Source organism: Bacillus sp. VT 712 (assembly GCF_001614195.1).
Lineage (GTDB): Bacteria > Bacillota > Bacilli > Bacillales > Bacillaceae_H > Priestia > Priestia flexa.
On sequence record NZ_LWBK01000009.1, the window covers coordinates 80,730 to 91,973 of the forward strand.

General features: G+C 38.4%; 12 protein-coding genes and 2 pseudogenes. 7 read left to right on the forward strand and 7 right to left on the reverse strand.

Features of this window, described 5'->3' with window-relative positions; genetic code table 11:
* Window positions 1–2: 2 nt before the first annotated feature.
* Together A2U94_RS06055 and A2U94_RS06060 are read right to left on the reverse strand one after the other, a co-directional pair.
* Entirely contained in the window at window positions 3–1,304 is a 1,302-nt protein-coding gene (locus A2U94_RS06055; RefSeq protein WP_025908711.1) for an HD domain-containing protein, read from the reverse strand.
* A gap of 112 nt (window positions 1,305–1,416) precedes the next feature.
* Window positions 1,417–1,641: a YuzB family protein gene (locus A2U94_RS06060; RefSeq protein ID WP_025908710.1), complete on the reverse strand. Its 225-nt coding sequence runs from the start codon at window positions 1,639–1,641 to the stop codon at window positions 1,417–1,419.
* Window positions 1,642–1,850: 209 nt separating this feature from the next.
* Here A2U94_RS06060 and A2U94_RS06065 point away from each other — a divergent pair, with 209 nt between their 5' ends.
* Complete coding sequence (locus tag A2U94_RS06065; protein WP_025908709.1) at window positions 1,851–2,516, forward strand: RsfA family transcriptional regulator; 666 nt, start codon at window positions 1,851–1,853, stop codon at window positions 2,514–2,516.
* Window positions 2,517–2,640: 124 nt separating this feature from the next.
* Entirely contained in the window at window positions 2,641–3,495 is an 855-nt protein-coding gene (lipL, locus tag A2U94_RS06070) for an octanoyl-[GcvH]:protein N-octanoyltransferase (RefSeq protein WP_025908708.1), read from the forward strand.
* A 33-nt stretch (window positions 3,496–3,528) separates the two neighbouring features.
* On the opposite strand, the gene pta is transcribed toward lipL, so the two are convergent.
* A complete protein-coding gene (gene pta, locus A2U94_RS06075) occupies window positions 3,529–4,500 on the reverse strand; it encodes a phosphate acetyltransferase (RefSeq protein ID WP_025908707.1) in 972 nt (323 codons plus the stop codon).
* Window positions 4,501–4,776: 276 nt separating this feature from the next.
* Here pta and hemQ point away from each other — a divergent pair, with 276 nt between their 5' ends.
* From hemQ to gerQ, 3 genes and pseudogenes are all read left to right on the forward strand, one after another.
* Window positions 4,777–5,520 carry a hydrogen peroxide-dependent heme synthase gene (gene hemQ, locus A2U94_RS06080; RefSeq protein WP_025908706.1) on the forward strand — a complete coding sequence of 248 codons (744 nt, stop codon included), beginning with the start codon at window positions 4,777–4,779 and terminating at the stop codon, window positions 5,518–5,520.
* A 114-nt stretch (window positions 5,521–5,634) separates the two neighbouring features.
* Window positions 5,635–6,061, forward strand: a pseudogene (locus A2U94_RS06085) (cell wall hydrolase).
* A 27-nt stretch (window positions 6,062–6,088) separates the two neighbouring features.
* The gene (gene gerQ / locus A2U94_RS06090; protein WP_025908705.1) at window positions 6,089–6,571 is read left to right on the forward strand and encodes a spore coat protein GerQ; all 483 of its coding nucleotides are present in this window, start codon (window positions 6,089–6,091) and stop codon (window positions 6,569–6,571) included.
* A 39-nt stretch (window positions 6,572–6,610) separates the two neighbouring features.
* On the opposite strand, the gene A2U94_RS06095 is transcribed toward gerQ, so the two are convergent.
* The 3 genes from A2U94_RS06095 to A2U94_RS06105 form a co-directional block, all read right to left on the reverse strand.
* Window positions 6,611–6,979 (reverse strand): DUF423 domain-containing protein, encoded by a 369-nt coding sequence (locus A2U94_RS06095; protein ID WP_025908704.1) that lies wholly within the window; start codon window positions 6,977–6,979, stop codon window positions 6,611–6,613.
* Window positions 6,980–6,994: 15 nt separating this feature from the next.
* Window positions 6,995–7,303, reverse strand: coding sequence for a YwdI family protein (locus A2U94_RS06100; RefSeq protein ID WP_025908703.1), 309 nt, complete (start codon window positions 7,301–7,303; stop codon window positions 6,995–6,997).
* Window positions 7,304–7,404: 101 nt separating this feature from the next.
* Window positions 7,405–8,085: a uracil-DNA glycosylase gene (locus A2U94_RS06105; RefSeq protein ID WP_025908702.1), complete on the reverse strand. Its 681-nt coding sequence runs from the start codon at window positions 8,083–8,085 to the stop codon at window positions 7,405–7,407.
* A gap of 183 nt (window positions 8,086–8,268) precedes the next feature.
* Between A2U94_RS06105 and A2U94_RS06110 the strand changes: the two genes are divergently transcribed.
* The gene (locus A2U94_RS06110) at window positions 8,269–8,715 is read left to right on the forward strand and encodes a staygreen family protein (protein ID WP_025908701.1); all 447 of its coding nucleotides are present in this window, start codon (window positions 8,269–8,271) and stop codon (window positions 8,713–8,715) included.
* A gap of 204 nt (window positions 8,716–8,919) precedes the next feature.
* Entirely contained in the window at window positions 8,920–10,422 is a 1,503-nt protein-coding gene (gene zwf / locus A2U94_RS06115) for a glucose-6-phosphate dehydrogenase (RefSeq protein ID WP_025908700.1), read from the forward strand.
* Window positions 10,423–10,560: 138 nt separating this feature from the next.
* On the opposite strand, the pseudogene A2U94_RS06120 reads toward zwf, so the two are convergent.
* A pseudogene (locus A2U94_RS06120) lies at window positions 10,561–11,244 on the reverse strand (transposase); the annotation flags it as partial.

An 11,244-nucleotide genomic window follows, 5' to 3' on the forward strand; every position in this document is an offset into this window, starting at 1 on the left:
CTCTAATTACTTTTTAATAGCTGTAAAATTTGTTCTTTCACTTTTCTTTTTGACGATAGCTGGTCAATTAAATCTTGTGGAAAATAAAGTTTGTGATCCGTTCGTTTTTTCCCCGAAATCGATTCAACAATTTCAGACTGTCGCGATAGCTCCCTTACTTCATCATTTGGCATCAACAAATGGATTGGCAAGCGTTCTTCTTCTTCACCTGGACGATAAAAGTCGTACGGTAAGTCACTGGATGAATCAACAACTAAATAATAATCAGGGTCAATTCCAGCTTTTTTAAATAATGTTGTTAGCTCCATCCACATCTTCATTTGAAGGTTTGGATTGAACTCAATGTATTTAAATAGGTTACGGTTCATAAATCTGCGACATAAATCCGCTAAAATATTATCTTCTTCATCTTGCCAAGCCTGAAAATAAAACATGACAACAGACTCGTCCAGCCTTAAGTACTCTTCGAGCGATATTTCATCTTTAAAAATAGAGTAAAAATGAACAGGTGGCTGGCGAAACTCATAGGATTTTTGATGAAGTTCTTTCGCACGATGTAGAATTTTAGTTAAGATAACTTCTGCACTACGAGTTACAGGGTGAAAATAAATCTGCCAATACATTTGGTAGCGACTCATGATGTAATCCTCAACTGCATGCATACCGCTATGCTTAATGACAGCTTGATCTTCTTGTGGACGCATTACGCGCAGGATACGCTCCATATCGAAGTGTCCATAGCTTACCCCCGTATAATAGGCATCACGCTGTAAATAATCCATTCGATCGGCGTCGATTTGGCTTGAAATCAAGCTTACAACCAGCTTATTTTTATACGTTTTTGCAATAACTTCTGCTACTTTTTTCGGAAAATCTGCTCCAGCTTTTTTCAATACACGGTTTACTTCTGTATTCCCCAAAATAATCGCTTGAGTAAACTCTTCATGATCAAGGTGAAATACTTTTTCAAAAGAATGAGAGAATGGACCATGCCCTAAATCGTGTAGAAGCGCTGCGCATAAACAAAGAAGTCGTTCATCATCGTCCCATTCTGGACGATTTCGAAACACATCATCAATGATTCGGCGAACAATCTCATATACTCCTAGAGAGTGATTAAAACGACTATGTTCGGCACCGTGAAACGTTAAATAGGTTGTTCCAAGCTGGCGAATTCGACGTAAACGCTGAAATTCAGATGTACCGATCAGCTCCCAAATCAATCGGTCTCGTACGTGGATGTAGCGATGTACAGGGTCTTTAAATACTTTTTCTTCACTAAGTTTTTCATTTAGATATGCCATTTACATACCTCTCTATCTTGACGTTGTTAGTATGTCTTCTTCGACAAGGTGTTTAAAAATTCCTAGTCAGAATAAAAAATCACCTTTTGCTTAGAACAAAGGTGATTTTATTTTATTTGTTTAGTTTTTTCTCAATTTTTTCAATTAGCTCGTCCTCTGTTGGTGCAGCTACAGGGCGATTATTTACAAATGCAAATGATTTTTTACGTCCTGGACCACAGTACGATTGACAGCCCACTTTCACATCTGCACATGCATCTATTTTTTGAAGTCGAGGTAACAACGTCTTCACATTTGTTGCCTGACAATCATCACAAATTCTAAATTCATTTGCCATGCTGACACAATCCTTTCAAAAGTGCTTACACATATCTTTTTTTGCCTAAAGGGTATTTTACCGCTATTTGCATAGGAGTGCAAGTTTCGAAAAATGCCAAAATCTATCATACTTCTAGAAAAAATAGTATAACTATACGCTAATCTGTACATACTGAATACTACAAAACATGGTAGCTACCAATCATATAAAAATGAGGAGTGAAATACGTGAAAGATAGACAAGATGCGTGGACAGAAGAAAATGATTTACTTTTAGCAGAAACAGTTTTAAGACATGTAAGAGAAGGAAGCACTCAGTTAAACGCGTTTGAAGAAGTTGGAGATGAACTAAATCGTACGTCTGCGGCTTGCGGATTTCGCTGGAATGCCGTGGTAAGACATCAGTATGAAAAAGCGCTCCAGCTCGCGAAAAAACAGCGTAAGCAACGCATGCGTGCCCTCGGACAAGAACAAGGTAAGAAAAAGCTTTTATATACACCACCTACACCAAGTATAGAAAACGTTACAGAGGAAGTGTACGAAGCAATACCAGTCTCTTCCCCTACTATAACAACTTCTAACGACGATTTATCGATTGACGTAGTCATCCGCTATTTAGAAACATTTAGAGGCCAAACTGGAAACATGCAAGCAATTCAACATGAGAATTCTCGTTTACGTAAGGAAAATGATGACCTACATCGTAAAATCCAAGAGCTTGAAAAACAAGTAACTCAACTTGAAGCAAATGCTACTACTATTCAAGAAGACTATGAAACATTGATGCAAATCATGAACCGTGCTCGCAAACTGGTGTTATTTGATGAAGAGGATCGCTCAGCGACTTCATTTAAAATGGATCGCAACGGGAATTTAGAAAAATTAGCTGAATAATACCAATCCAAAGGCGGCATTCTTATGCCACCTTTTTTCATGGGTTATAACCTAAGGCATACCAAACCCTAACGTTTAAATGTGCTATAATATGTTCGTTTACTTCATAAAGGAGTTATGGAACATGTCTATATATAAACCAAATCTTTTACTACAGCCAAAATGGCGCATCATTGATCAATCAAGCTTAGGTCCGGGCTTTGATGCAAAGCAATCTTTCGCGATAGATGATACGCTTTGCACAAGTGTTGGAAGAAACGCGTCTCCAGCTACGGTTCGCTCTTGGGTGCATCACGATACGATTGTTCTTGGTATCCAAGACACAAAGCTACCGCATTTAGCCGAGGGCATTCACTATTTGCAAGAACAAGGCTATAAACCAATTGTTCGTAACTCTGGAGGGCTAGCCGTCGTACTTGATGAAGGCGTACTGAACATTTCACTTATCTTTCCGGATGCAGAAAAAGGCATTGATATCGACCGCGGATATGATGCGATGTTTGATTTAATTAAAGCGATGTTTGCTTCTCACACAACTGATATTGAAGCAAAAGAAATTGTCGGTTCGTACTGTCCTGGAAGCTACGACTTGAGCATCGATGGTCAAAAATTTGCAGGTATCTCACAGCGTCGTGTACGAGGTGGAGTAGCTGTACAGATTTATCTCTGCGTATCAGGTGATGGAGCAAAAAGAGCCAGTGTTATTAAAGAATTTTACAAAAGAGGCCTACAAGAAGCTGAGACAAAGTTTACATACCCAACGATTGTTCCAGAGACAATGGCTTCTCTTTCACAGCTGTTAAACGTTGAATTAACCGTAAGCGATCTAATGATGCTAACGCTCCAAACATTACAATCCACCGGAGCTTCGTTAGAAATGATTCCCCTACAAGCAGCGGAACTTGAATTGTTTGATACACAGCTACAGCGAATGTATGACCGAAATGAAAAAGCACTAGGTTCTGTTCTAAACACATAAAAAAACGCCGTTTAACGGCGTTTTTTTATGCTTTTACAGTGCTTGAGCAGCTGTAATTAAAGCTAATTTGTATACATCCTCTTCGTTACAACCACGTGAAAGGTCGTTAACCGGCTTGTTTAAACCTTGAAGAATAGGACCAACCGCTTCAAAATTACCTAAGCGTTGAGCGATTTTGTATCCAATATTACCAGCTTCAAGACTTGGGAATACAAATACGTTTGCATCACCTTTTATATCTGAACCCGGTGCTTTCTTTTCAGCAACAGATGGTACAAATGCTGCATCAAACTGGAATTCACCGTCTAAAGTTAGGCTTGGCGCCATCTCTTTTGCAATTTTAACAGCTTCCGCTACTTTTTCAGTTTCCGGTGATTTAGCTGATCCTTTTGTTGAGAAGCTAAGCATTGCAACACGTGGATCTACATCAAACATGTTAGCTGTGCGTGCACTTTCAATTGCAATTTCAGCTAAGTCTTGGCTGTTTGGCGAAATGTTAATTGCACAGTCAGCAAATACGTACTTCTCGTCACCACGAACCATGATGAATACTCCTGATGTTTTTGTTACGCCTTCTCTTGTTTTAATAATTTGTAGCGCTGGACGCACTGTATCAGCTGTTGAATGTGCAGCTCCGCTTACAAGGCCATCTGCTTTACCCATATGAACAAGCATTGTGCCGAAGTAATTTTCGTCTAATAAAATTTTACGCGCCGCTTCTTCAGTCGCTTTTCCTTTACGACGTTCTACAAATGAAGCTACCATTTCATCAAATCCATCGTAGTTATGAGGATCAAAGATTTGCACTCCATCTAAAATTAAGTTCAAGCTTTTTGCTTTAGCTTGTACTTCTTCTTCGTTTCCAACAACGATTGGCGTTACGACTTTATCTGCAGCCAAACGAGCTACCGCTCCAAGAACACGCTCATCTAAACCTTCTGGGAATACGATTGATACATTGCTTGCAGATACCTTTTCTTTTAAACCAGTAAATAAATTGCTCAAACTAAGTCCTCCTCAATATGTTAAAAAACAGTTTCCACGTAATAGGATACTCCACTTCGAAAAAAAATCAAAGGCATGTCCTTTAACAATTTGATAACCATAAAAAGTCTTTAAATTCCTAAAATTCAATTAAATATACTTTCAACTTCCCTTTTATCATAGCGTAAATTGTGCTTTTTTAATCACAATTCATGAGCTTTTCAATCCAATCATTCGGATAAACTATGATATAGTAAAACTAGAAGTCATTATACTGTAATTTAGGAGTGAAAGAATATGGCAGAAGCAGCTCAAACACTAGATGGATGGTATGCTCTTCATGATTTTCGAACAATTAATTGGACAGCATGGAAACAGTTATCAAATGAAGAACGCGAAACAGCTATCCATGAATTTTTAGCTTTAACAGAAAAATGGACAAGTACGGAAAATGCAGCTGAAGGAAGTCATGCACTATATAGTATTGTCGGTCAAAAAGCAGATTTTATGATCATGCTTGTACGTCCAACAATGGAAGAATTAAATGAAATTGAAAATGAATTTAATAAAACAAAGCTAGCAGAATTTACCGTGCCAGCTTACTCGTATGTATCCGTTGTTGAGCTAAGTAACTACTTACCAGCAGGTGAAGATCCATATGAAAATCCACATATCCGTGCACGCTTATACCCGACTCTTCCAAAATCGAAGTATGTTTGCTTCTATCCAATGGATAAGCGCCGTCAAGGTAACGACAACTGGTACATGTTACCGATGGAAGAGCGTCGTAGCTTAATGCGTAGTCACGGCATGATTGGTCGTCAATATGCAGGTAAAGTAAAACAAATCATTACGGGCTCTGTTGGCTTTGATGACTACGAATGGGGCGTTACGCTATTCGCTGATGACGTATTACAATTTAAAAAACTCGTATATGAAATGAGATTTGATGAGGTAAGTGCACGCTACGGAGAATTTGGTAGCTTCTTTGTTGGTAACTTACTTGAAATTGATCGATTCAGTCATTTCCTTTCAGTCTAAACCTTTTTGCTTCCCCTCTCATTAGGGGAAGCATTTTTTGTGCTTTTTTATGGTCATATTCTCTTCTTTTATTCATATACATACAATAGCGTCACAGGTAAGTGAGGTGAGGAAATGACGGTTGTCGCGCACACCGAAGAAGATGTTAAGCTTCTAGCCAGACTTCTTCGAGCTGAAGCTGAAGGTGAAGGAAAACAAGGAATGCTCCTTGTAGGTAATGTGGGTGTTAACCGAGCAAGAGCCTCTTGTTTAGACTTTAAAAATATTCGAACTATTAGACAGATGGTCTTCCAAAGCCCTGGAGGCTTTGAAGCCACGCAGAAAGGATATTTTTATCAGCGTGCACGGCAAGCAGAAATTGATTTAGCTCGCCGTGCATTAAGAGGAGAAAGATTTTCACCAGCCAGCTACGAATTCTCTATGTTTTTTTAAACCAGGCGGCAGCTGTCCCGCTACATGGTATAACCAACCAAATACCGGAAGATTCAAGTCTCATTGCTTTTTTGCACCAACTCGAGCAGATTGTCCGAGCGTTTACTAAATACATGTAGAATTAAAGGAGGGTACTATGAAAAAGCCAAAAGGTAATCAAAATCAGACCCAGCCTTATATGCAAAACCCATATATGAGCTATAACTATCCTTACTATACGCCTTATCAACAGCCACAAGGAGTTGGTGGAGGTCAGCAACAAAGTCCATCGGGACAAATGCCTCCTCAAATTCCTTCCGGAGGATCAGGGGCGCCTCAAGCCCCTGGTCAGCTACCACTAGAAGAGTCATATATTGAAAACATTTTGCGTCTAAACCGCGGAAAAGTTGCAACGGTTTATATGACATTTGAAAATAATAACCAATGGAACTCTAAAGTCTTTAAAGGTATTATTGAAGCTGCTGGGCGTGACCACTTGATCTTAAGTGATCCACAAACAGGGAAACGCTACTTACTATTAATGGTTTACTTAGATTATATTACGTTCGATGAGGAAATTCAGTATGCCTATCCATTTAACAGTAGCGGACCTCCATTAAGCAACTATTCACCTCGATAATAGATAAAAGGCCCCTAGCTGAACGCTAGGGGCTTTTTTTCACCACTTTAAGGCTGCAATAACAATCAATATCCACGCTGTGATGAAAGCCACTCCACCCAGAGGCGTTATGGCACCTAGTACCTTAATTCCGGATATACTTAAAACATATAAGCTACCTGAAAATAATATAATACCAGCCATCATAAGCCAACCTGACGTTGACAACAATGATGACTGAGGAGCTTTTGCAAGTAAAAGAGCGACTACGAATAAACCAATAGCATGAAACATATGATACTGGACGCCTGTTTTCCATACCTCTAAATATTTCTCCGATATCTTACCTTCTAAACCGTGAGCGCCGAATGCACCTAACGCAACAGCTAAAGCTGCATTAATAGCACCTAAAATAACAAAGATTTTCATGTCTCTACCCCTTTTTTAAAAATCAAATAAGCTATCCCCGTTAGCATCGTCTGAAGCAAGCTTTTTCCCTTCAAAATTTTGCGTAGATGATTGAATAATTTGTTGTTGCATCGAAGGCTGAGCTTGAATTTGTGAAGGCATAACAACGCTTGATGGAGCCGTTGGTTGTACTGAAGAAGAATTTCCATCCGTTAATGCCAGTTCACATAATGTTTTAATTGCAATTAATTGATCTCTCACACGAGCAGAATGATGCGCTTCTTGTTTCGCTTTTGCTAGCTCTGCGCTCATTTTATCTAATAGCTGTTCTAACTTTATTTCCATTATTTCACCTCTTTTACTTTGCCCATTGCGAATCTAATCTGTTTATAGTTTATCAAAAATTCACAGGCTGAGCGATGATTCAATTGTAGTTCGATAAATGTTCACGATTTGATGTTATCAATTTGCCAATCAATTGGCGTACACTCATGCTTTTGTAAAAAATCATTCGTTAAGCGAAAATGATTATTGCCAAAAAATCCACGGTTAGCAGAGAATGGACTTGGATGAGGACTCTCTAAAATTAAATGGTGATTTCCCGTAATTAAGCTTTTCTTGGCTTGCGCATGCTTACCCCAAAGTAAGAACACCACGGGTTCCTCTTTTTGTGCAACCAGTTCAATAATGCGATCTGTGAAAATCTCCCACCCTTTTCCTTTATGGGAATTCGGTTCGCTGCGTCGAACCGTTAATACCGTGTTTAAAAGCAACACTCCCTGCTTAGCCCATTTAATCAAATATCCATTATTGGGAATTTCACAACCAAGCTCTTGATGTAATTCTTTATAAATATTGACAAGTGAAGGCGGCGTTTTCACTCCGGGCTGAACTGAAAAGCTTAAACCGTGAGCTTGACCAGGTCCGTGATAAGGGTCTTGACCCAATAATAAAACCTTAACATCCTTGTAAGGGGTATAATGTAGAGCGTTAAAAATATCATAACGTTCAGGATATACAGTTTCACTATTATATTCATTTACAAGGAATTGACGAAGTTGGATATAATATTCCTTTTCGAATTCTGCCTTTAATAACTCATTCCAATCATTTTTTAAAATAGACATCCCGTTCGTTCCCTTCATATTTAATCATTGTGTAACCATTCACTCTTTTGTTATTGTACCTAAACTCTACACTTTCAGTGAAGAGCACATTATAATCACCATATCTCTCCAGTTGAAGTCATGTTCAAGTCGCTTTTGTATACACTATAAGGAGTGCATCTTTTCATATAAGGAGGGGTTTATATGATAATTGCTAGTCCCCGCCAAGTAGATGTCACATATGGATTAGGAATTACACCTACCGAACCGATGATTCCTCGAAAATATACCATTTTCCCATCTCATCAATCGTCAATACCATCCATTTACGTCGGTTTAGAATTTGCCTACGATCATATCAGCAAAAGTCGTAATGAATGCTTGGCGTCTTTTTTATTTAATAAAGGCTTCTATTCACTTTCACTTTATTTTTATATTGACCATACTATTTCAGAAGATGCAGCACTAGAGCGTTATATTCACCTCTTAGAAATTTTGCCTGTCTATTTAAATACCCTATATCATTCTGAAAAATTATTCTTTCAAAAGCACCCTTTGCTAGAACATTGTCCAATTTTTTTATATACGGACTCTTCGCATTCTTTTTTAGATGGTAAAAAATCATTAGGTGCATTATATCAATACAGATAGCGCTTTCAAAATTTAGCTACCGCCATTCAATTGGCGTAGCTTTTTTCATTTACCAAACAAAATACTTTTAAACTCATTCAAAACATGGAATAATAACTACAAATCATATAGATTTGCTTTACCATTTATAAATCGTTACAATTTTATATTAGATATATTAGCGTACACTAAACGTAATTTTGACAAAGAGAGGGTCTAGAAGCAATGACAAATGAACAACCAAAATCAATTATTGTAATTTTTGGAGCTACAGGTGATTTAGCAAAACGCAAACTATTTCCATCTATTTTCCGCTTATACAGAGAAAATAAACTATCCGAAGATTTTGCAGTTGTTGGAGTAGCCAGAAGACCATGGACAAACGAAGAGTTGCGTGAAAATGTTAAAAAGTCTGTGGGTAATCTGCAAACAGAAGACACTGATATTGATAAGTTTGCTTCACACTTCTACTACCAGCCATTTGACGTTACAAACGTAGAATCTTATCAAGAGTTAAAAACATTAACAGAAGAGCTTGATACACAATATAACGTTCCTGGAAATCGCATTTTCTATTTAGCAATGGCCCCAGAATTCTTTGGAACAATTGCGTCTAATTTAAAAAATGAAGGCTTAACAGCTACTGAAGGCTGGAGCCGTCTAGTAATTGAAAAGCCATTTGGTCACGATTATCAATCTGCTAAAGAGCTTAACGAACAAATTCGTCACGCTTTCTCTGAAGATCAAATTTATCGTATTGACCACTACCTTGGAAAAGAAATGGTTCAAAACATCGAAGTCATTCGCTTTGCAAATGCTTTATTTGAGCCACTTTGGAACAACCAATATATTTCAAATATCCAAATTACATCAAGTGAAACGCTTGGTGTAGAAGATCGTGGACGCTATTACGAATCTTCAGGTGCACTACGTGACATGGTTCAAAACCATATCTTACAAATGGTTGCTTTATTAGCTATGGAGCCACCAATTAAACTAACACCAGAAGAAATTCGTAGCGAAAAGGTAAAAGTATTACGCGCACTTCGTTCAATGTCAATAGATGAGGTAGATCAATACTTTGTACGCGGCCAATATGGAAAAGGTATCGTGGAAGAAAACGAAGTAATTGGCTACCGTGAAGAAAATTCTGTAGATGAAGAATCTAATACTGCAACATTCGTTTCAGGTAAACTGATGATTGACAACTTTAGATGGGCTGGTGTGCCAATTTATATTCGTACAGGTAAACGCATGAAAGAAAAAGCAACAACGATTGTTGTTCAATTTAAAGATTTACCAATGAACTTATATTTCAATCGTGGTAAAGATATTCACCCTAACCTGCTTGTAATTCATATTCAACCAGAAGAAGGAATTACTCTTCACCTAAATGCGCGTAAAACACCAGGAGCAACGGCTTCTACACCAATTAACCTTAACTACTGCAACAACTGCGGAGATAAGATGAATACGCCAGAAGCTTATGAACGCCTAATTTACGATTGCATGCTTGGGGATGCAACAAACTTTACACATTGGGATGAAGTTGCTCTATCATGGAAGTTTGTTGATACTATTTCAGAAGCTTGGGAACAAAACAAAGCAAAAGACTTCCCGAACTATGAATCAGGTTCAATGGGACCAAAAGCATCAGATGCTCTTCTTGCTGAAGAAGGCTTCCAATGGTGGCCTGTTGGGGAAAGTAACTTCTCAAACGATAAATAATATAAATAAAAACGCAGCGAATATTTCGCTGCGTTTTTCAGATTGACGAGAAACCTGTAAGGTTCTCGTCAATCTGAGGCTCTTTTCATTTTTTATAGTGAAACAAGTAAACATTTCACAAACAAATCGTCGTTTTCCATAAAAATCGCCCATTACCTGACCTGTTTTGGTCAGGTAATGGGCGATTTTTTTCATGTTTTGACAAGCTGCCGTCAGATACGCCTGCATCTGGACAGACTTCAGCCCTCGATACCGGGCATATCGATACCCATTTAGCTCTTTTGCGTCGGCAAAGCTACGCTCAATCGTCGTGCAACGCATACGATAAAGTTGTTTACCTGCTTTTGTGCGCTTATTTAGACGCGCTTGTTCTTTGAATCTCTCCCAAATGTGACGGGTCACCACGCGTTGTTTTTGGGAAGCGGAAAAACAACCGTCTCTCATTGGACAAACGGCACAATCACTTGGATTTGATTTGTATGTACGATCTCCTGTGCGACTGGTAGTCGCATACGATAAAATGCACCCCATTGGACAAGCGAATACATCTTTTTCCTGTACGTAGTGAAACAGACGTTTTGGGACGTCTTTGTTTGACGATCCAAAACGCCGATAGCCCATCACCATAAAAATCCCTTTTTCAGAAAGGCGTTTACAAATATGGCTTGTAAAATACCCGGCATCTAATGCAACAGCTTCAACAGAAAAGCGAAACTTTTTTATTTGTATGTCAAGGCGGTCAAGATAAGGAACAGAGTCAGCCACATTGCCAGCTGTAATACAGGTGTCTGTAATAATATTATGTTTGACATCCACCGTTCG

Coding starts and splice junctions, on each gene's coding strand:
- A2U94_RS06055 (WP_025908711.1), bottom strand. CDS start 1,304: ATGGCATATCTAAATGAAAAACTTAGTGAAGAAAAAGTATTTAAAGAC.
- A2U94_RS06060 (WP_025908710.1), bottom strand. CDS start 1,641: ATGGCAAATGAATTTAGAATTTGTGATGATTGTCAGGCAACAAATGTG.
- lipL (WP_025908708.1), top strand. CDS start 2,641: ATGTCTATATATAAACCAAATCTTTTACTACAGCCAAAATGGCGCATC.
- hemQ (WP_025908706.1), top strand. CDS start 4,777: ATGGCAGAAGCAGCTCAAACACTAGATGGATGGTATGCTCTTCATGAT.
- gerQ (WP_025908705.1), top strand. CDS start 6,089: ATGAAAAAGCCAAAAGGTAATCAAAATCAGACCCAGCCTTATATGCAA.
- A2U94_RS06095 (WP_025908704.1), bottom strand. CDS start 6,979: ATGAAAATCTTTGTTATTTTAGGTGCTATTAATGCAGCTTTAGCTGTT.
- A2U94_RS06100 (WP_025908703.1), bottom strand. CDS start 7,303: ATGGAAATAAAGTTAGAACAGCTATTAGATAAAATGAGCGCAGAGCTA.
- A2U94_RS06105 (WP_025908702.1), bottom strand. CDS start 8,085: ATGTCTATTTTAAAAAATGATTGGAATGAGTTATTAAAGGCAGAATTC.
- A2U94_RS06110 (WP_025908701.1), top strand. CDS start 8,269: ATGATAATTGCTAGTCCCCGCCAAGTAGATGTCACATATGGATTAGGA.
- zwf (WP_025908700.1), top strand. CDS start 8,920: ATGACAAATGAACAACCAAAATCAATTATTGTAATTTTTGGAGCTACA.